The sequence below is a fragment of the Caenimonas aquaedulcis genome (assembly GCF_015831345.1).
Lineage (GTDB): Bacteria > Pseudomonadota > Gammaproteobacteria > Burkholderiales > Burkholderiaceae_C > Ramlibacter > Ramlibacter aquaedulcis.
The window spans coordinates 4,476,513-4,496,947 of record NZ_JADWYS010000001.1; the positions used below are offsets into that span (position 1 = coordinate 4,476,513).

18 protein-coding genes are annotated in these 20,435 nt (G+C 67.5%); 2 read left to right on the forward strand and 16 right to left on the reverse strand.

Annotated elements, in window-relative coordinates:
- The first annotated feature begins 57 nt into the window (after positions 1 to 57).
- Entirely contained in the window at positions 58 to 1,620 is a 1,563-nt protein-coding gene (locus I5803_RS21705) for an RCC1 domain-containing protein (RefSeq protein ID WP_196988388.1), read from the forward strand.
- 25 nt (positions 1,621 to 1,645) lie between these two features.
- On the opposite strand, the gene I5803_RS21710 is transcribed toward I5803_RS21705, so the two are convergent.
- From I5803_RS21710 to I5803_RS21745, 8 genes are all read right to left on the reverse strand, one after another.
- Positions 1,646 to 2,023: a VOC family protein gene (locus I5803_RS21710; RefSeq protein ID WP_196988389.1), complete on the reverse strand. Its 378-nt coding sequence runs from the start codon at positions 2,021 to 2,023 to the stop codon at positions 1,646 to 1,648.
- A gap of 83 nt (positions 2,024 to 2,106) precedes the next feature.
- Entirely contained in the window at positions 2,107 to 4,686 is a 2,580-nt protein-coding gene (locus tag I5803_RS21715) for a fimbria/pilus outer membrane usher protein (protein WP_196988390.1), read from the reverse strand.
- Between the two features lie 17 nt (positions 4,687 to 4,703).
- Complete coding sequence (locus tag I5803_RS21720; RefSeq protein WP_196988391.1) at positions 4,704 to 5,489, reverse strand: fimbria/pilus periplasmic chaperone; 786 nt, start codon at positions 5,487 to 5,489, stop codon at positions 4,704 to 4,706.
- Positions 5,486 to 6,028 (reverse strand): fimbrial protein, encoded by a 543-nt coding sequence (locus I5803_RS21725; RefSeq protein WP_196988392.1) that lies wholly within the window; start codon positions 6,026 to 6,028, stop codon positions 5,486 to 5,488. Before I5803_RS21725 ends, I5803_RS21720 begins: the two co-directional genes overlap by 4 nt.
- A 21-nt stretch (positions 6,029 to 6,049) precedes the next feature.
- Entirely contained in the window at positions 6,050 to 6,589 is a 540-nt protein-coding gene (locus I5803_RS21730; RefSeq protein WP_196988393.1) for a fimbrial protein, read from the reverse strand.
- Positions 6,590 to 6,838: 249 nt separating this feature from the next.
- Positions 6,839 to 7,318, reverse strand: a complete 480-nt coding sequence (locus I5803_RS21735; protein ID WP_196988394.1) for a hypothetical protein — start codon at positions 7,316 to 7,318, stop codon at positions 6,839 to 6,841.
- A gap of 2 nt (positions 7,319 to 7,320) precedes the next feature.
- Positions 7,321 to 9,390 (reverse strand): S8 family peptidase, encoded by a 2,070-nt coding sequence (locus tag I5803_RS21740; RefSeq protein WP_196988395.1) that lies wholly within the window; start codon positions 9,388 to 9,390, stop codon positions 7,321 to 7,323.
- A 678-nt stretch (positions 9,391 to 10,068) separates the two neighbouring features.
- Positions 10,069 to 10,395, reverse strand: coding sequence for a hypothetical protein (locus I5803_RS21745; RefSeq protein WP_196988396.1), 327 nt, complete (start codon positions 10,393 to 10,395; stop codon positions 10,069 to 10,071).
- Positions 10,396 to 10,628: 233 nt separating this feature from the next.
- Between I5803_RS21745 and I5803_RS21750 the strand changes: the two genes are divergently transcribed.
- Positions 10,629 to 11,498, forward strand: coding sequence for an isocitrate lyase/PEP mutase family protein (locus I5803_RS21750; RefSeq protein ID WP_196988397.1), 870 nt, complete (start codon positions 10,629 to 10,631; stop codon positions 11,496 to 11,498).
- Here the strand turns inward: I5803_RS21750 and I5803_RS21755 are convergent, their stop codons facing one another.
- The 8 genes from I5803_RS21755 to I5803_RS21790 are packed head-to-tail and all read right to left on the reverse strand — an operon-like array spanning position 11,499 to position 20,240.
- Positions 11,499 to 12,473 carry a tripartite tricarboxylate transporter substrate binding protein gene (locus I5803_RS21755; protein WP_196988398.1) on the reverse strand — a complete coding sequence of 325 codons (975 nt, stop codon included), beginning with the start codon at positions 12,471 to 12,473 and terminating at the stop codon, positions 11,499 to 11,501.
- Positions 12,470 to 13,465 (reverse strand): D-2-hydroxyacid dehydrogenase, encoded by a 996-nt coding sequence (locus tag I5803_RS21760; RefSeq protein ID WP_196988399.1) that lies wholly within the window; start codon positions 13,463 to 13,465, stop codon positions 12,470 to 12,472. The genes I5803_RS21755 and I5803_RS21760 overlap by 4 nt, the downstream gene beginning before the upstream one ends.
- A gap of 7 nt (positions 13,466 to 13,472) precedes the next feature.
- Positions 13,473 to 14,450, reverse strand: coding sequence for a Bug family tripartite tricarboxylate transporter substrate binding protein (locus I5803_RS21765; protein WP_196988400.1), 978 nt, complete (start codon positions 14,448 to 14,450; stop codon positions 13,473 to 13,475).
- Positions 14,451 to 14,481: 31 nt separating this feature from the next.
- The gene (locus I5803_RS21770) at positions 14,482 to 15,264 is read right to left on the reverse strand and encodes a class II aldolase/adducin family protein (protein WP_196988401.1); all 783 of its coding nucleotides are present in this window, start codon (positions 15,262 to 15,264) and stop codon (positions 14,482 to 14,484) included.
- Between the two features lie 27 nt (positions 15,265 to 15,291).
- On the reverse strand, positions 15,292 to 16,692 hold the full coding sequence (locus I5803_RS21775; RefSeq protein ID WP_196988402.1) for an MFS transporter: 1,401 nt from the start codon (positions 16,690 to 16,692) through the stop codon (positions 15,292 to 15,294).
- Positions 16,692 to 17,837, reverse strand: a complete 1,146-nt coding sequence (tcuB, locus tag I5803_RS21780; protein WP_196988403.1) for a tricarballylate utilization 4Fe-4S protein TcuB — start codon at positions 17,835 to 17,837, stop codon at positions 16,692 to 16,694. The genes I5803_RS21775 and tcuB overlap by 1 nt, the downstream gene beginning before the upstream one ends.
- Positions 17,824 to 19,230 (reverse strand): FAD-dependent tricarballylate dehydrogenase TcuA, encoded by a 1,407-nt coding sequence (gene tcuA, locus I5803_RS21785; RefSeq protein ID WP_196988404.1) that lies wholly within the window; start codon positions 19,228 to 19,230, stop codon positions 17,824 to 17,826. Before tcuA ends, tcuB begins: the two co-directional genes overlap by 14 nt.
- A gap of 59 nt (positions 19,231 to 19,289) precedes the next feature.
- Positions 19,290 to 20,240: a LysR family transcriptional regulator gene (locus I5803_RS21790; protein ID WP_196988405.1), complete on the reverse strand. Its 951-nt coding sequence runs from the start codon at positions 20,238 to 20,240 to the stop codon at positions 19,290 to 19,292.
- Positions 20,241 to 20,435 lie beyond the last annotated feature (195 nt).

The following is a 20,435-nucleotide window of genomic DNA, read 5'->3' on the forward strand; positions in this document are numbered from 1 at the left end:
GCCCCCGCGAAGGGAAGACAATTTGCCCCGCGTCGCCACGCGACGAGGAGGTCTCCCATGGAACGCGTCCTCACCCCCTTGCGATCCGTCGCGGTCGCCGCGGCCCTGGCATGCGCAGCGGCGGCTTCGCAGGCAGACCCCGTCGTCGGGATCGCCTCACTTCCCAAACTATCTGTCGGCGAGGAGCACATGCTGCTCGCCCGGACCGACGGCAGCGTCTGGTCCTGGGGACGCGACCAGTGGGGGCAGCTCGGGCTCGCAGGCCAGGGCGGCACATCCGCCACGCCGCGCCAGGTCGCGTCGCTCGCCGGGGTCGTGAGCGTCGTCGCGCGCGGCTCGTTCTCCATGGCGCTGAAGGCCGACGGCACCGTCTGGACCTGGGGCGATTCGTCCAACGGACGCACCGGGCCGACGGGGACTTCGAGCAATGTGCCCGTGCAGGTGAAGGGCCTGTCGGGCATCGTCGGCATCGACGCGGGCTGGGGCAACTCCGCGTACGCGATCGACTCGAGCGGGAAGGTGTACGCCTGGGGCCGCAACACGTATGGCGAGCTGGGCACGGGCTCGGCGACGCCCGCGTCCGTCACCGTGCCGCAGCTCGTCGCGGGCCTCTCGGGCATCGTCGACGTGCGCGCCGCGGACACGTCGGTGCTCGCCTTGAACGAATCCGGCCAGGTCTTCCAGTGGGCCTCCATCGACCAGCCGGCCGCCATCGCCGCCGTGCCGGGCGTCGCGGGCGCGGTTGCCATCGGTGCCGACGGCGTGAACAACGCCAACGCGCACTTCGCGGTGCTCGGTTCCGGGGCGGTGATGTCCTGGGGCGACACCAATTCATCCGTCACGCGCTGCGGGCAGCCCAAGCAATCCGGCGTGCAGGTGTTTCCCGCGGCCACGCTCACCGGCTTCTCCGGCATCGTTGCCGTGTCGTCCGGCCCGGACGGCGAAGACGTCATGCTCGACGGCAACGGGCAGGCGTGGACCTGCGGCGGCGGCAGCGGCGGGCAGCAGGGCGACGGCACGGCGGCCGGAACGAACACCGGCGTGAAGGTCGGGCCCCTGCAGGTCGTGCAGACCTCGCCCTTCGTCAGCGTGGCGATGGGCCGGTCGGCCGGCGCGATCGCCACGGACGGCAGCGTGTGGACTTGGGGGCCGACGGGAGGCATCGGGGTGCAGGGCGACGGCAACCTCGGGTTGTCGGTGCCGATCCTCGCGCCTGCAAAGATCAGCATCAACGCGGGCAATCCCGCCACGGTGCCGCCCGTGTATGCGGGTACGCAGAGCGCGGAGAGCGCGCAGGGCACGAGTTCCGTCGATGTGGGCGTGATGTTCTCACCCGCGCACTGGACGAGCAGCGGCAAGGCCTTCCTCGCGGCGCAGTTGCCGGACGGGCGGCTGTTCATCTATTCGGCGGCGACGGGCTGGGCCGCCTATGCACCCGGCGCGCCGATCCCGGCGGTGTACACCGGCAGCCTGAAGGGCATGTTGCCGCTGCCGATCGGCACCGCGGATTACCGCTGGCTGTCGGGGACGCACATCCTGGTCGGTTACGGCATGGGCGCCACGCCCGACGCAGAGATGCTGGCCGCTGGCCGGTACGCGGTGGCGCTGACCTTGCGGTGACCGTCGCGCGACTATTCGGGAGCGCTCAGGCCTGCGGTGCGTGGCACACCGCCTCGAGGTTATGCCCGTCCGGGCCGATCACGAAGGCCGCGTAGTAGTTCGCGTGGTACTTGGGGCGCAGGCCCGGCGGGCCGTTGTCCTTGCCGCCTGCATCCAGCGCAGCGCGGTAGAACGCATCGACTTGCGCGCGCGTGGTGGCGACGAAAGCGATGTGCAGATGCGCCGGCTTCTCGTCCGTCTGGAAGATGCACAGCGAAACGGTGCCCTTGGGATGGCAAAGCTCGATGCCATAGGTGGGCTCGCCTTCCCCGATCAGTACGACGCCGAGCGGCTCGAGCGCCTGGAGGAAGAATGCCTTGCTCGCGGCGAAGTCGCTGGCTCCGAATTTGACGTGGTCGAACATGGAAACTCCAGGAGGCATGCACTCTTGCATTGTGCGACACCCGGCCCATGCGAGTGCGGCAAAGACTTCGAACGGAGCGAGACTCACTGCGCAGCTTGGCTCGCGCGCGATTCCGAATAGATTTCGGACGTCGCGCGCCGGCATACCCCTTCGGCGCGAGTGAATAGCGCCCCCGCGCTTTCCGCGGCCGGCGGCAGCTGGTAGACCAACAGGCACTGGTCGCCTGGATCATCGCCCCAGCGCACGAGGAGCCGGCCGCTGTCGCCTTCCACGCTGGCTTCGATGCGGCTGCCCTGGCCGACCAGGCCCACGGCACGGCCCGATTCATCCGTCACGGTGGCGCTGAAGGGAAGCGCACTCCCGTCTTCGGCGCGCGCGTTGATCAGCACGCTGCGGCCCCGGCGTCCCTTGAAGTCGATGAGCACGACGGAGCCCGAGCGCGGCACGGCCAGTTCGGTCGTCGTGTCCAGTTGCGCGTCGGGAGATGCGTGCTGCATGTCGAGTTCGACGGTGTTCAGGTTGTACGGGCTGAGGTAGGGGATGACCGCGTAGCCGTCGGCGTTCACGGTCGACAAGGGCGAGCCGACCACCGATGCGCCGGCCGCGACGGGTGCGTGCACCAGCCCGACGGCGTCCCCCAGCGTGTTCGAGAAGGTGACGCCGCCTCCATGGAGCACGGCGCCGCCGTCGACATTGAGCGACCTCTGCGTGGAGCCCGGGGTGCGGCTCGCGCTGCCGCTCATCGTGACGAGGGCGCCCCGGTAGATGCCCCCGATGGAAGTGGAGTTGCCGGCGGAATTGCGGGACTCGTTCAAATTGAAGCCGTACCGATGGTCCTCGCCGGCGCTGCCCGAGACGCCCGCCTGCACCGACATGCCTTGCTGCCTGTCGCGCGTGACCTGGGAGTTGGCCGTCCAGCCCGATTCCCCGTCCAGCGGCAGGTCCAGCGTCAGCATGGCGCGGGAACTCCCCGCAGCACCTGAAACGGTGAGGTCCCGGGACAAGGAAAGGCTGACGGACGCCCTGCCGATGCGGCGGCCCACGGACAACCGGAACGTGCGGTCGTGGCCCGGACGGTCCCAGTAGCTTTGCGATATCGAGGTCAGCGCGAGCGAGGTCGAAGCACCGATGGCCTGGTTGATGGTGAGCGATGCGTATTCGCGCGAACGGCCCGGAACGGAATGGACGGATCCATCCGCCGCCGGCAGCAGCTGCAGCGCGTCGCGCAGCGAGTAGTAGTGCGCCGTGGAGTGCCGGTAGGCGGCGAACAGGAAGTTGGTGAGGGTGGAGGGAATGTACTTCGAGTAGCTCGCGCGCAGCGACGTGCCTTGCTGCGGACCGATGTCCGGCGCGTCGAAGCGCGACACGGTCGCATCCAGTGCGATCGCACCCACGGGCGTCACGACCGCCCCGCCCACCAGTACCGCCGCAAACCGCGGCGTCATCTGCAGGCCTGCCTGCGCCGTCAGCCAATTGGTCAACCCGCGCTGGTAGGTGCCCTGCAAGAGCAGCGCGTCGGTCGCGCCGCCGCCCTGGCGCGGTGTACCCAGCGTGATGGCGTAGCGATGCGCGTTTTCGCGCAGCAGCTGCGGCATCGACGCGTACGGCACGGCGGTGACGCGCTGGGTGCCGTCGGCCTCGGTGATCGTCACCTGCAGGTCGCTGCCGGCGCCCACCGCATACATGTCGCCGATGGCGAAGGGGCCGGGGGGCACGACCGTCTCGTACAGGACGACGCCGTTTTGCCGGATGCTCACGCGCGCGTTCGTCCGGGCCTCGCCGCGCACGACGGGTGCATAGCCGCGCAGCGAGTCGGGCAGCATCTGGTCGTCGCTGGCGAGCTGGACGCCCCGGAAACCGAAGCTGTCGAACAGCTGGCCGTCCGTGTGGCCGTCGCCCAGCGTCAGCGTCGAAAGCCATTCGGGCACGGCGCGCTGGACATGGGTCGCGATCGCCTGGTACTTGCGGCCATCGAAGCCCGAGGTGTAGGAGCCGTCGTGGCGCAGCCGGTAGTCGCCGAGATTGAAGCCCGCCCGCAGGCCGAGGAAGCGCTGTGTCGTCGACGACGATGCGGAAGAGACATCGAAGTCGCTGTAGCGATAGGACAGCAGGCCCGCGGTGATGCCGCTGTCCCAGCGTTCCGGCGGCACGTAACCCCGCGCGCTGCGCACGAGGTAAATCTGGGGAATGCTGAGTTCCAGGCGTTGTTCGGTGGTGTCGAAGCGGGCCACGCCGCCGGCCGCGACGTCGCCGATCGGGCGGCATCCGGTAGGTGCGGCGGATTCCGTCTCGCGGGCGGGCCCGAGCAGCACGCGCTGGATCGCTTCGGATGCCTTCGAAGCGTCGAGACCCAGGCGCCGGACAAGCGCATCGTCCATGCAGACGAGGTTCTGGCGGCCGCTGGCGTCGATCTCGAGGCGGATGTCGAAGGTTCCGAGTATGCGCTCGTTGAAGACGACGTCGGTGCGGTAGGTGCCGGCCGGCATCGCGTTGCCCGAGGAGAAGCGGCGCAGATCGACGCCGCGCCCGCTGCGGCCGATGAGAAAGCCGGGATCGAATTCGACTGCGGGCGGATCGGCTGCGCGGGCCGTGGACGTCCACGTGCCTGCGAGCACCGCGAATGCGACGCACAGGCGTCTCCCCGGGCTTGGCAGCCAGTCCACGCTCGGCTCCGGTGGAACTACTTGCCTTGCGGCGGCGCCGCGGCAGGTGCTGGGGTCGCGGACTCCGGCAGGGGCGTATCGTTGTCAACGAAGGCACCGTAGTCGTCGATGAACGTATAGCGCAGCAGCAGTGGCCCTCCCGCGGCAAGAGCGGGCTTGACGTTGGCCAGCTCGAACGTCTGCGTCGCTCCGGGTTCGATCATTCCGCCGGGCGCGGTCGCGAGCGCATCCGCATCCTTCGCATCCGGCCGGACGGAAAGCCCCGCGAACGAAACGAAGTAGGGGGAGGCGTTTCGCCCCTCCGCTGTCCACGTGCCGCCGGAACGCACCAGCCGCCACTGCAGTGCGCGCGCCGCGTCGGACGCCTTGTCCTTCAGGCCTTTGGGCCGGTAGAAGAGTTTGATGCGCGTGCGCAGCGCGAACTGCAGCACGTGGGAGGCTTCTTCCCCCGTTGCCTTCGGGGGCACCTCCAGCACGTTGAGCCAGAAGACGGATTCCTTGTCCTGGGGCAGCGGCTCCCCCGTGTACGTGAGGCGCAGCACCTGGCCGCGTTCGGGGTCGATGCGGGTCAGCGACGGGTTCAAGGCGAACGGAACGCTGATCGAATCAGGCGTGGATTTCGAATCGCCTTTGTCCAGCCAGGCCTGGACCAGGGCGGGGCGATCGCCGCGATTGAGCAGGCGGACGCTGACGTCGCGGGAGCCGCCCGGATAGATCACCCGGGTGCCGACGATGATGACACTGCCGTGCGCCGAAACGGCCAACAGCGTGAGCGTGAGCAGGAGGGCGCGCAGTGCGATCATGGATAGACGATGGTGTAGGTGACGCTCGTGCTCACCGTTCCGGGTGCGACAGCGCCGGTGGCCCGGTATTGCGCGTAGTGCGTCAGGGTGGCCGCGCTCGCCGAAACGCCGGCCGTCGTCGCGTTCTGGCTGCCGCTGTTCTGCATCAGGTTCACGCTGCCGAAACTGCTGTTGAGCAGTTCGATGTCGAGGTTGGTCGCCGTCCCTGCGTTGATGAGGCGCCCCGCGGCATTGATCGTGGGGCCGGGTTCGAAATAGGCGAACACGGTGCCCGAGGAAAACCCGCTGCACCCCGTGAGCGCCAGAGAGAACGAAGTGCGGCCCGCCACGGCGCCCGCCGAGGCCAGCGCCGCCGAGGACACCCTCGGCAGTGTGACGGTGAACGACGACGCGGAACCGCCGCCGTTGATCGTGCAGGTTTCGTTGGTGACGATGCCATTGATCGTCACGGTGCCGTCGACGGCGTGGCAGGCCCAGGAGGCCGCCAGCGCCGAGACGGCCACGAGGGCACGGCCCGCGATTCTTGGAATGGAGATCATCGCCTGGCGTACCCGTGCCGATCAGAGGTAGACCATCGAGTACGTGACGGAGCTCAGGACATCGCCGGCCGTCACGGGCGTGGCGTCCGTGTGGTAGTAGCGCACGATGAAGTTCGCCACGGCGCTGCCGGCGGTGATGGGGGCGGGGGTCACGTTTTGCGAGCCGTACGCCGCGTTGAGGGCGATCGTGGTGCCGTTTCCGTTCAGCAGTTCCAGTTCGACGTTGGCCGGGCCGGTGGCGGGCGTGGTGGCGGCAGCGGTGTTGATCAGTCGGCCGGACGCGGAGATGTTCCCGCCGGCTTCGAAGTAGGTTGTAGCCGTGGTGGGGCCCGTGCAGCCGGTGATGTTCAGCGAGAAGGCCGTGTCGCCGCCCGTGGGGTTCACGGATGTGGTGGCGGTCGGCGGCAGCGGGACGTTCAGCGCCGTGGCGCCACCGTTCGTGACCGTGCAGGTCGTGGAGACCAGCTTGCCGGTGAAGTTGATGGTGCCGTCGGACGCGTGGGCCGCGAGTGGAGCGTAGATTGCTGCGACGGCGACGAGTGCGGAAAGTTGCTTTTTCAAAATAAGGTTCCTTGGTGAATAGTGAAATTGCTTGGGCAGTGCAATGGAAATAGTGCCCGCCGCGGCGTAACGAAGTGTAGGTGAGCCGCCGCTTGCACAGCATTGCTTCAGAAGTTCATCACAACTTCCTAACCTTTGGTGAGTGCAAGAGCCACTCCCGTGACGGGTTGTTACAGCCGGCCGTGAAGACGGGCGTCCGCGCGATGACGCGGAGGCTTGCCCGACATGGAAGTTCTGATGCCTACCGTGTCACTTGCGCTGGAACGTGACCATGCCCACGGGCGCGGCGACCAGTGCAAATTGCAATCTGGGAACCTGCACGAGAGGGCAGTCCACCTGTACTTGTCCAGGTTCCACGGACGAATACGCGACAGCGAGGTTCGAGCCGGTCCGCGAGATGCCTGTGATTTGCACGGCGTTGCACGGAGTCCCCCATCCGAGGGAGACGCCGACGAGTGCGAATCTCGAAAAATCGATGGCCGGCTCGGCCGCCGGTGGCACCCGCGAGGACAGGAAGGTGCTCCATGCGCTATCGAGTTCCGCCTGGTTGCGGATCACGTACTCCCTGACGGGCCATTCGCCGTAGAGATTGCCAAAGATGTCTCCAACGACGGTGAACGGGACGGCGACCGGTTCCGGAGGTTCGCTTCCGCCGCAGCTCGCCTGCGCTGCGGCAGTGGCGGCCAGCAGAAGTTTCGTGACGAGGGATGAGAAGGACTTTGAAATCATGGTCAGGGCATCCGGATGCGACGGAAGGGGTAGGTGACGCCGGAATAGGTTTGGGGCGCGCTGACGCTTCCGGTGCTGTAGATCCACGCGGTCGCGTCTGCGAGCGTCCAGGTCGGCACGGCGGCTTTGATCGCCGCATAGTAGCCCGCCACATGGGGCCCTGAAAACGACGTGCCGCCGAACTGGTTGGTCGAAGTGTCCGATGTGCCCGTCGACGAAAGGATGTCGTAGCCCGGGGCGAGAAGCATGGGACCTGTGAAGGTGTCCGCGGCAATGCTGGACCCGTTGGCCACCGAATTACCGTTTGCGTTGTTGACGGTGCCGGGGACTTTGATGACGTATGGAATGCAGGCGGGGAAGGAGATTCCCATCCGCGGCAGGGTCGCTCCGGTGTTTCCGGCGCCAGCGACAACCGGAATGCCGCGGGAGTGGAGGTCCGCGACAAGGTTGGTCATGGTGTAGTTGATGTTCGGGCAGTCGGCGGTGTTCTTGCCTGAATCGCCGAAGTTCAGCAGCGCGACATACGTGGCGTCGGTCGCGCTCGCGCTCAACGCCTGCAGGGCGGCAATCTGGTCATCACGAAATGAGCCCGGGTTGCCCGCCGCATCCAGGGAGAACACCTGCGCCGAAATCAGAAAGGCGTCGGGCGCGACGCCTTGCAGGGTGGCGCCGGCCGCGGACTTGGGCATTGCCGCATTCTGACGCCCTGCCGCGATGCCGGCGGCGTGCGTTCCGTGTTGGGGGCAGGACGAGCAGCCGGCGGGAGGCGCGCCAGACGCCGGAAAATTGAGCGGACTGTCTCCCTTCGCATCCTGCGCAGGGCAGGGTGAGGTATATCCGCCCCCGTTGGTGCCCCAGCAGCCTTCGAACATAACCTTGCTGGCCCCGTTCATCTGGAAGAACGCATGGCTCTTGCGGATGCCGGTGTCCAGCAGCACGATGTGCTGGCCCGCGCCCCGGTAGTTCTGGTTCCAGCCGGATTGCATGTTGATGCTGGCTTCGCTGACGCCGAGCAGGGGAAAGGCGTCGGCGCGATTCAGGCTCACGCGCAGCACTCGCCGGTCCGCGTTGGCGAACAACCGGATGGCGGCATCCGGATCCAGCCGGACGTTCAATGCACCCCACTCGCTCAAGTCGCGCGTGATGGCCGCGCCGGGAATGTTCGCCACGACCTCTTCGAGGGCCCGCCTCAAGCTGGCAGACTGCTTGCGCCACGCCGCATCAGGCATGAACCCGCGACCCATCACGAAGGGCGAAGGGAGCCGCAGTTCGATCAGCGCATCCACCACCCCGTGGACCCGGGCTTCGTCGATCACTTCGCGCTGCCAATCCGCCGGGCGTGGGTCCGACCACGCGCCGAGTTGCAAGCTGCGGACCCGGGGATGTTCGCGCAACAGCAGGAAGTCTTCCCGCCCGATCCTGGCCGCGGCAAGGGCGGCGCTGCCTGGAGCCTGACGCAGCGCCGCGGAGGGCCGCAGGCCGGCCAGCAGGGAGGCGCGAACGGCTTGCGCCTGGGCGGATGCCGCCGGGGCATCGCGCCACGCAATGGAGCCGTCGCCCAGGTAGTCCAGGTCGGCATCCACATCGAGCGCCATCTCGACGTCGGCGAATCCGGTGCTTGCGATGGCGGCTTCGATGGCCTGCAATCGCCCATCCGCAGCCAGGATGCGGTGGCGCAGCTTGTCGGTTGGGTCGCGGGTGAATGACTTGGCGCCCTTGCTGTTCAGCAGCGTTGCCAAGCCCTGCGGCGTCACGTTCACGCCGATCTGGCCGGCGTCGTTGGACCAGGTGCCCGCCTTCCAGGCGCCAGTGCCCAACTCAGCGCGCAAGCTGTTGGCGGCCTGCTGCAGCCGGGCCTTGCTTGTCGCGACGCTGCCGAGCGACACGGCGTCGTCCAGATTGACCATCACCCGCACAGCGCCGAGCCGGACCGCCTCGTCCTGCAGCGCGAGATACTCCTGCGGGTCGACGGAGGCCGCGATTGAATTCGCACCGCACAGGAGCAGGGCGAAAGCCATCAAGAGTGCACGAAAGCCCACGCCATGGGGCGGACAGATTTTTTTGAAAATCATCACTTCGCTTTTCCTCCTCAGAATGAACTGCGATGTCCCGGCGCTGGCGCGAGGGGACGCGAATTACTGCTTGGGATGCGCGAATCGCGCGCTTTCGAAGCGAAGCCGGCCGCGAGGCCAGGGCTTGTCGAAAGTTACTGCGTCAGGTGGACTGACTTCGGCGGGCGTGCGGCCGACATCTGCACGGGGCCGGACTGCGGGTGCGGGCGTCTAAAGGGAAAGAAAAAGATTGCCGGTAGCAAATTGGAGCAAAAAGATCCAAAGAAAGGCATTATGCCTTTGCGCGGAGTATAGCGCCCCGGTGAGGCGCTTCACCAACGAAGGGCTCCCGCGCCGCGCGCTGAACTCCGAAAGCGCGGACGCCCTCGCTGCTGAACACTTGCACCGACCTCGTATCTGAGGCCATGGTTTGGTTATGCTGGCGAAAGCGGCAGCTGCGCCCGGAAGGGCGAGTGCAAAGGTCTGTCCCGCCATGACAAACCTTGAGGAGTCACTGAAGCGGTCGTCGGAAAAATCGAGACCGTGGAAACCGACGTTGGCCGCGTAAAAGAATCGAGTCCGACCGGTTCGGGATGCTAGTAAAGGGCATGTCGCGACATACCAGGCTCGAATCAGTGCGAGCCCGCTGAGCCCAGGTCGTTGGCGGCCGTATCGTTCGAGGCTCGAGATTCGTCGTAGTCAACGCTCGTCGAACCACACTGCGAACATCCCGAGCATTGCCAAGCCCAGCCCGCAGATGAAAATGTACGTGACCGCGTAGTAGCTGACGCCTTCGTGGCCGATGAACATGAACAGCCACCAGGGCAGCAGGAACGCGCCCGCTCCGCCTCTGTAAATCCCTGGCGTAAACAGCAACACCAGCGGCGGCAATACGACTAAACCTCGCATTGCGATCGATGGGAGGTCTCTGTTGCCCTTGAATGCAGCCAGATACAGCCCCGCCACGGTGACGACCGGCAATGCCAGGGGGTACACGAACACTGAAAGGGCAAGAAGAAGTCCCATGGTGGAATCTCGTTTCGCTGGGATTAACTGGCCGCGCTTAGGTAGCCCGAGAACAGTGGCAAGGCAATCTTGTTCGCCCCGCGTTAGCTCCTTGGTTTATATCCGCGATTCAGCGCGCTAAAAATGATGTTGACCTCACGGATGAAAAGACATTTCCCTGCGCAGGCGGGCGCCACCTCCCTAGAATGCCCAGGCACCCCGCGTATTCCCTCTCTGCACCCCGGAAGTCCCCCATGCCCACCCCCAACCAGCAACTCCGCAGCCTCCTGAAACCCAACGCCGGCATCGTCATCCCCGGCGCGCCCAACGCCCTGGGCGCCCGCATCATCGAAGACGCGGGCTTCCCCGTGGTCTACATGACCGGCGCAGGCGTCGCGAATTCCTACCTCGGTGGCCCCGACATGGGCCTCATCTCCGTCTCCGAAATGGCCGCGCACGTGGCGGCCTTTCGCGACGCCGTGTCCATCCCCATCATCGCGGACGGCGACACCGGTTTCGGCAACGCGCTCAACCTCGTGCGCACCATCAAGCTCTACGAGCGCGCGGGCGCCTCGGTGATCCAGCTGGAGGACCAGGACTTTCCCAAGCGCTGCGGCCACTTCGACAACAAGTCGGTCATCCCCCAGGCGGAGATGGTGCAGAAGATCAAGGCCGCGGTGGACACGCGCGTCGACGCGGACTTCATGATCCTCGCGCGCACGGACGCGATGGCCGTGGAAGGCATCGACGCCGCTATAGAGCGCATGGCCGCCTACCGCGAGGCGGGCGCGGACCTGATGTTCGTCGAGGCGCCGCGAACGGTGGACGACTTGAAGCGCATCGTGCGCGAGCTGCCCGGGCCGCACATCGTGAACATCGTGCACGGGGGCCGCACGCCGATGCTGCCGCAGGGCGAGCTCGCGCAGATAGGCTTCGCGGGCATCCTCTACGCGAACGCCGCGATGCAGTCGGCGATGCTCGCGATGAAGAAGACCATGGCGCACCTCAAGCGCGTGGGCTCGCTCGCGGGCGCCGAGGACGCCGTCATCTCCTTCGACGAACGGCAGAAGTTCGTCAACTACGCCCAGTGGGCGCAGCTGGAAAAGAAGTACGCGGACAGCTGATTACTCGACCTGCACCTTCGCCGAGCGCACCACCTGTCCCCACTTCGCCACTTCGCCCTTGAAGAAGGCGCTGAAGGCGTCGGGGGTGCTGCTCACCGGCTCCGCGCCGAGCGCGAGCAGCTTGTCGTTGACCACCGGGTCCTTCACCGCCACGGCCACTTCCTGCGCGAGCTTCGTCACGATGTCGTGCGGCGTGCCGGCCGGCGCGAAGAGGCCGAACCACGCAGTGGCGTCGAATCCGGGTACGCCGCTTTCGTCCAGCGTGGGGATGTCGGGCGCGACTTTGGAGCGCTGCTTCGTGCTGACTGCGAGCGGGCGCAGCTTGCCGGCCTTCACCAGCGGCAGCGTCGTGATGATGTTGTCGAAGGTGAGGCCGACCTGGTTGCCCAGCACGTCGTTCATCGCCGGCGCCGCGCCCTTGTAGGGCACGTGCGTGAGCTTGATGTTGGCCGTGCTGTCCAGCAGTTCGGTGAAGAGGTGCGAGCCCGAGCCGTTGCCCGCCGTCGCGTAGTTGATGACGCCCGGCGATTTCTTCGCGGCGTCCAGCAGTTCGCGCACGGTCTTGTACGGAGTCGCCGGGTTGACGACGAGCAGGAAGGGCGTCGACGAGATCATCGAGATCGCGGTGAGGTCCTTCACCGGGTCGTAGGTCATCTTGGGGTACAGGCTCGGGTTGACGGACAGCGAGATGGTGCCGAGCAGCAGCGTGTAGCCATCCGGTGCGGCCTTCGCGACCGCGTCGGCGCCGATGTTGCCCGCGCTGCCCGCGCGGTTCTCCACGACGACGGCCTGGCCCATGCGCTCGCTCAGCTTCTGGCCGATGATGCGCGCGGCGACGTCGGATGCGCCGCCCGCCGGGTAGCCGACGATCAGCTTGATCGGCCGGGACGGATAGGGGCCGGTTTGCGCGAATGCGCCGGCGTATGCGAGCGCGAGGCTGCCCAGGACGAGGGCGCGGCGGGGTAGTGATGTCATGACTTGGTGTCTCCTTGAAATTCGTTGAGCAGCCAGCGCTGCAGGTTGTCCAGAAATATGCGTGCGACCTGGCCTTCGTTGCCGTCGGACATGCCCGCCGAATGCGGGGTGACGATCACGTTGGGCATGTCCCAGAGGGGCGAGTCCGCGGACAGAGGTTCATGCGCGAAGACGTCGAGGTAGGCGCCCGCGAGGCGGCCTTCGCGCAGCGCGGCGATCATCGCGGGTTCATCGATCACTTCGCCGCGTGCGACGTTCACGAGGCCCGCGTGCGAGGGGAGCAGCGCGAATTCGCGCGCGCCGACCAGGTGGCGTGTCTCGTCCGATAGCGGGCAGGCCAGCACCAGCCAGTCCGCGCGCGGCAGCACGTCGTGCAGTTGCGGATAGGTGAGGGTCGGCAGGTCATCGCCCGCAGGCTGCGACCCGCGCCGGACAACGACCACCTTCAATCCGAGTGCCTGCAACAGGCGCGAGATCTCCTGGCCGACAGGCCCCCATCCGACGACGACAGCCGTCTGGCCGCCGATGTCGCGGGGCAGCCCGCTGCCATAGAGCGACGCCCATTCCCTGCGCCGCTGCGCGGCGGCGAGCAGCGGCCAGTGGCGCGCCAGCGACAGCAGCCCCAGCACGGCCGTCTGCGCGACGACGCGCGCGTTGCCGCCGGACGAAGTCGTGATCGCCACGCCCTTGTCCGCGAGCTCGACATAGATCGGCCGGTCGGCGCCGGCGGAGTGGATGTGCACCCATCGCAGCGCGGGCGCGGCACGCAACGCGTCGTAGAAGCGCTTCGTGTCGGGCTTCAGGTCGTGCTTGGTCGACAGGCCCGTCACCTCGCGCGAGACGAAGGCGATGTCGGCCCGCACGGCCGCGGGATCGTCCGGGAAGACGAGCACGTGCGGACGCGCACCGAACGCGCGCGCGATGGCATCCGCGTGCTTGCCCGCCGCATCGCGGGAGAGCAGCAGGTGGGTCGGCGCGTGGCCAGGCGTCACGCTGGGCTCACTCCGCCGTCGCGCCCGATTCCTTCACCACCGCGCGCCACTTCTCGAATTCCTTCTGCACGAAGGCGCCGAACTGCTCGGGCGATCCGCCTACCGGGTCCGCGCCTTCGCGCACCAGCTGCTGTTCGAGCGAAGGCAGCACTTCGTTCACCGCCTTGTTCAGCGTCATGATGACGGTCTCCGGCGTGCCCTTGGGCGCGAAGAAGCCGAACCACGACCCGGCTTCGAAGCCCGGGAAGCCCCTTTCCGCCACTGTGGGCACGTCGGGCATGGAGCGCGACCGGTTCACGCTCGTAACAGCGATGGCGCGCAGCTTGCCGGCCTGGATGTGCTGGATCACCGAAGGAATGGTCGCGAACATGAACTGCACGCGGCCCGCGAGCAGGTCGTTCAGCGCGTCCGCGCCGCGATAGGGCACGTGCGTGAAGGTGGCGCCCACGCGCTTGCCGAGCATGAAGCCCGACAGGTGCGACGAAGTGCCGATGCCGGTGGAGCCGTAGTTCAGCTCGCCGGGCTTGGATTTCGCATAGGCGATGAATTCGTCGATCGTCTTCGCGGGCACGTTGGGGTTGACCACCAGCACGTTGGGCACGTCGGCGATCTGCACGACGGGCACGAGGTCCACCAGCGGGTTGATGTTGAGCTTCTTGTAGAGCGTCGGGTTCACCGCGATCGGGCCGACGGAATCCACGATCAGCGTGTAGCCGTCGGGCGCCGCGCGCGCGGCGAGCTCCGTGCCGATGTTGCCGCCGCCGCCCGGCTTGTTGTCGATCACGAAGGTCTGCTTGAGCTTGTCGCCGAGCTTCTGCCCGACGGCGCGCGCGAGGATGTCCGTCGTGCCGCCGGCGGTGAAGGCGACGATCACGCGCACGGGCCGCGCGGGATACGCGGGCGCCTGCGCCCACGCGGGCACGCCCATCAACGCGGCGGCTCCCGCGAGGACGGTGCGGCGGCTCACGAAATTCTCCAGCTTCATCTTGTCTCCTTGTCGCTTGTAGTTGGTGACTTCAGGTGCGGTAGCTCGGGTCGGTGCGGTCCAGCTTGCGAAGCAGTGCGGGCCACTCCATCAGGCCGTAGGGCCTGCGCGTGCCCGGCTGGTAGTTGTTCCAGGTCTCTTCCAGCACGTGCCGCGGCACGTCTCGCAGCTTCGTGTTGCAGGACATCGCTGCGATCTGCGAACGGCAGGCGAGTTCCAGCCGGTGCGTCCAGTTGAAGCACTCGCCGACCGTCTTGCCGACGACGAGCGCGCCGTGGTTGCGCAGCATCAGCGCCTCGCCCTGGCCCAGGTCGCGCAGCAGCGACGCCTTCTCCTTGTCGTCCAGGACGACACCTTCGTACTCGTGGTAGCCGATCTTCAGGAAGCGCATCGCCGTCTGCGTGATGGGCAGCAGTCCGCAGTCGAGCGCGGACACGGCCATCGACGCCCAGCTGTGCGTGTGGATCACGCAGGCGACCTCCGGCCGCGCCTCGTGCACCGCGCTGTGGATGACGTAGCCCGCGCGATTCACGCCGTACTTGAGCTCGCCAAAGTCGGGGCTCGCGAGGATGTTGCCCGCGAGGTCCACCTTGATGAGGCTGGACGCCGTGATTTCCTCGTACATCATCCCGTAGGGGTTGATGAGAAAGCTCTCTTCGCCCGGCACGCGCGAGGAGATGTGGTTGGCCATCATGTCGGACATGCCGAAGAGGTCCACCAGGCGGTAGCACGCTGCAAGGTCGACACGTGCCTGCCATTCCTGCGGGGACACACGCTCTTTCATGGATGGGATGTTCAGCACACCGGTCGTCATTTCATTCCCCTCGGGTTCGAATTCATTCTAGGTCTCATCGTCGGCCAGCGCGGTGTTCTTCGGCAACCGCAGGAAGGCGATCGCGGACATGAAGGGCAGCATCGCCACGGCGATGAGTGCGGGCCGGAAGTCCGCCGCCGCCAACACGCCCGGCGCGCCGCCGTGAAAGTAGTGCGCCAGCTCGACCAGGGACGCCGCGAGCGTCACGCCGAACGCCACCGACACCTGCTGCGCCATGGTTCCGAGCGCGGTCGCATGGCCCATGCGGTTGCGCGGAATCTCGTTGTAGCCGATGGTGGCCAGCACCACGAGCGTCATCGCGTTGGACATGCCCGCGAACAGCAGCACGACGAAGAGCAGCGCATGCGGCGTCTCCGGTGTGAAGAAGGTGTAGGCGGCATAGAAAAGGCTGGTGGTGGCGCTGCTGAGGATCAGCATGCGGCGGTAGCCGAAGGTCTTCACCGCGCGCGTGACCGCGCCCCGAATGCCGAGCGAACCTAGCGCCGTCGCCATGGTGATCGTGCCCGCCTGCAGCGGCGTCATGCCGAAGCCCACCTGGAAGAGCAGCGGCAGCAGGAAGGGGCTGGCGCCGATCGCGACGCGCACGGGGGCGCCGCCCGCGACGGAGGCGCGGAAGGTGAGGAAGCGGAACACCTTGAAGTCCACCAGCGGCACGGCCTGGGCATTGCTGCGCCGCAGGTACAGCCACAGGCTCGCGCAGCCGACGCACGCGAGCGCCACCACGCCGGGCCACGGCATCAGGGACTTGCCCGCCATCTCCAGCGCGCCGAGCAGGCCGCCGAGCGCGGCCGCCATCAGGAGCAGGCCGGGCACGTCGAAGGGCGCCATCTCCGCATCGCTGTCCGGCGGCAGGTCTTTGTCGATGAAGTAAAGCGCGAGCAGCACGCCCGCCAGGCCGAAGGGGATGTTCACGAGGAAGATCCAGCGCCACGACATGACGGTGACGATCGCGCCGCCGACCAGCGGCCCCATCAGGCGCCCGATGCCGCCCGGCACCGTGAACCACACCATCGCCACCACCATCTGCGCGACAGGCACGGCGCGCAGCAGGATGAGTCGGCCCACGGGCACCATCATCGCGCCGCCCACCCCCTGCAGCAGCCGGAAGAAGATCAACTGGCCGAGCGTCGTGGCGGCGCCGCACAGCGCGGAGGCCAGGGAAAAGAGGAACACCGCGGTGCAGAACACCCGCCGCGGCCCGTAGCGCTCGGCGAGCCACGCGCTCGCGGGCAGGAACAGCACGAGGCTGAGCAGGTACGACGTGATCGCCAGGTTGAGGTGCAGCACGTCCGCATCGAGCGAGTCGGCGATCGCGGGCAGCGCCGTGCCCATCACGGAGGTATCCAGGTTCTGCAGGAACATCGGGCACGCCACCACCAGAGGGATGATGCGCGTGCGGTTCCACATCAATCGGCCCCGAGCTGCAGGCGATTCGGTTGGCGCTTTTCCACGTTCCATTTGAGCAGCGCGGCGCAGCGGTACACGGCATGCGCGAACTTGCCGTAGGGCAAGGTGAGGAAGAGGGCCATCACGCATCCGAGGTGCACGGCGAGCAGCAGCGCCATCGACGAAGTGTCCCGCCACGCCAGCAGCGCGAGCCCGGTGAGGCTGGTGGCGAAGAGCAGCGCGATGAACGCGCGGTCCATCGGCTTTTGCTTCGCGTCGCCATGCTGCGGCGCACGGCGCAGGTTGAGCCACAGCAGGCCGGCCGGACCCACCAGCAGGCCGATGCCGCCCAGCGTGCCGAGGATCACGGGCAGGCTGCCGAGTGCATAGGGCGCGTGCAGGTTGAGCACGTAGTGGTACAGAGTCGCCACACAGGTGGAGGCGAAGCACAGCATGAAGCCGTAGAACGTGAGGTGGTGGAAGCGGCGCCGCGCGAGCGTGAAGCGGTCGCTCTCTTCATTGCAGCCGTCGCCGTGCCCGCCGTCCAGGTAGGTGAGGGTGAGGATGTTCTTCAGCGCCTCGCCCGCGGCGCCGCGCTCCATCGGCCCGGGCGAATGGCCCCTCCAGAAGCGCGTGGCGCCGATCGCGAGGGCCAGCACCGCCCAGCCGAATGCGGCGCCGAACATCGCGACCAGCAGGTTGTGCGGGAAGACCGCATAGAAATTCCCTGCCAGCGGCTCGTGCAGCAGCTGCCCGCGGCTCGCCAGCACCATCACGAGGAACAGGGCGAGGCCCAGCGCGGTGGCAAGCGCGAACACGAGACCGTTACGGCGGTAGAGTGCGCCGAAAGCGCGCGGCCACGCGTACTGCGCGTAGGTGTCGGAGCGCACCTGCGCCATCGCCTGCGGAATGTTCACCGCGAATTCATGCGGCGGCGCGTACTGGCACGCATGCAGGCACGCGCCGCAGTTGTGGCACAGGTTCGCGAGGTAATGCATGTCGGCGGACGTGAAGTCCAGCCGGCGCGTCATGGCCGGGAACACCGCGCAGAAGCTTTCGCAGTAGCGGCAGGCATTGCAGATCTGCATCTGGCGCGAGGCCTCCGCCTCGAAGCCGCCTTGCGCGAGTTGGACCGCCTCGCGGGCGAGATCTTCAAGCTGCTGCATGCGCGCTCCTGGCGGCGAGGGCGGCCTTCGCGGCGCTCGTCCCCGCACGGCGTCCGAACGCGGTGCCGATGCTCATGCCCACGCCGGCCGTGTAGCCCTTGCCCAGCACGTTGCCGGCCATCATCTCGCCGGCGACGAAGAGGTTGCCGCTCGGCGAGCCATCGAAATGCACGGCCGCTTCGTCGTTCGTCTTCAGGCCGAGGTAGGTGAAGGTGATCCCCGGGCGCAGCGCATAGCCGTAGAAGGGCGCGGTGTCGATCGGCCGCGCCCAGTGCGTCTTCGCGGGCGCGAGGCCCTGTGTCGCGCAGTCGTCGAGCACGGTGTGGTCGAAACTGCCCGGGCGGCATGCCGCATTGAAATCCTGCAGGGTCTTCATGAAGTTCTCTTCGGGCAAGCCGAGTGCGCGCGCGAGTTCGGGCAGCGAGTTCGCCTTGGTGCCGGGGAACACCGGCGGCATGAAGCGGCTGACGGCCTTGCTGTCGATGATGCAGTAGCCGATCTGCCCGGGTTGCTGCGCCACGAGGCGGCCCCAGATCGCGTAGCGCTTGGGCCAGAAATCCTCGCCCTCGTCGTAGAAGCGCAGTGCCTCGCGATTGAGCATCACGCCCAGCGACACGCAATCCACGCGCGTCACGATGCCGCCGTCGTACAGCGGCGCGCGTGCGTCGATGGCGACGCAGTGCGACTGGGACGGGTCGCCGATGATGTCCGCGCCGGCCTGCTGCATCGCCTTCAGCAGCACGCCCTGGTTGAAGCGGGTGCCGCGGATGAGGAAGTTGTCCGCGGGCCATTCGCCGCGCTCGTTGCGCCCCCAGGCTTCGCGCATCCATTCCAGATTGGATTCGAACCCGCCGCACGCCAGCACGCAGGACTTCGCTTCGATGCGCTCGGCGCCCACGCGCGCCGCGACGAAACGCGGGCCGTCCATCTCGACGGCATCCACGGGGGAGTCGTAGCGGATCTGCACGCCGAGGTTTTCCGCGCTGCGGTAGTAGGCATTGACCAGCGCCTTGCCGCCGCCCATGAAGAAGGCGTTGGTGCGCGACAGGTGCAGCGTGCCCGACAGCGAGGGCTGGAAGCGCACGCCGTGCTTGCGCATCCAGGGCCGGCAGGTGGAGGATTCGCGGATGACGAAACGCGCGAGGTGCTCGTCGGTGTTGCCCCCGGTGACCTTCAACAGGTCCTGCCAGAACTCTTCTTCCGGATAGGCGTCCAGCAGGACGTCCTGCGGGGCGTCGTGCATGCAGCGCAGGTTGCGCACGTGCATCGAGTTGCCGCCGCGCCATTCGCGCGGGGCGGCTTCGAGCAGGAGCACGCTGGCTCCGGCTTCGCGCGCCATCAGCGCCGCGCACAAGGCGGCGTTGCCGCCGCCGATCACCAGGACATCGACCATGGGTCGCGACTGTACGCGCTGCGGCCCCTCGGGGCCAGCAGGCGGAAGTCAACAGGCCATCACGATTGGTGATGGCTCGCCTGCCGGGTGAGCCGGGCCCCCGCCCAGCTGCCCGAGTCGATCAGTTCGCGCGCGCAGTCCGCCAGCACCACGCGCACGGCCAGCGCGGCGGGAGACAGCTCGTCGTCGGACAGGCTGCACAGCGAGTTGAGGCGCCGCAGCCGCTTGTCCGCGATCTCGGCCAGTTCGAAGTCCGCCTCCCAGCCCGGGATGCGAGCGAGCGAGGACTGCGGCTGGATGGTGCAGCCCAGCCCGGCGCGCACCGCTTCCATCAGGAGGGCGAGCGAGTCGATCTCCATGGGCAGCAGCCGCCGCAGCTTCTCGCCCGCCATCGCCTCGTCCAGCGTCGCGCGCAGCCCGTGGCCGGCGCTGGGCAGGATCAGCGGCAGGTCCTTCAGCTGCGAGAGCTTGACTTTCGCGGGCAGGGCGGGTCCGGCCTTCCCGCGCGCGCGGACCAGGAAGAGCTTTTCCTCGACCAGCGGCGTCACGCTCCAGCGGCGGCCGGGGTCGGTGTCGAAGAGCACCGCGAGGTCGAGCTGCCGCGCGTTCAGCATGGAGGCCAGGTGGCCGGAGAGACTTTCGACGAGGTGCAGCCGCACGTCCGCGTAGCGCTCCCTGACGGCCAATATCAGCGGCAGCCCCAGGACGGAGGCGGTGGTGGGCGCGAGCCCCACGTTCACCGTCCCCAGCAGCCGCGACTGCTGCGCCGCGCGCGCCGCCTCGTTGGCGTGGCGCAGGGCGAGCTGGGCCTCGCGGAAGAACGCGAGACCGGCTTCCGTGGGGGTGACGCCCTTGGGCCCGCGCTGCAGCAGCCGCGTAGACAGCTCGCCCTCCAGCCGCCCGATCTGCTGACTGAGAGCCGACTGCACGAGTTCGAGATCCACCGCGGCGCGGGACATGCTGCCGAGTTCGACGACCCGGACGAAGTAGCGCAGCTGGCGAAGTTCCATGGGGGGTAGCGTAACGGTTGTTTTGCGTCGCGCGCTGGGTCGCGGCAGGCGGTGCCCGGTGGGGCTCATACCGCGGCGGTTTTGCTTCGCAAAACTTCCCTGGGATTTCCGGGCTGGGGGCGGGGCCGCAAAAACTCGCTTCGCTAACGCTCTCGCTCAAACACTTGCGGCCAGTCAGTTCACGAAGCGCGCAAG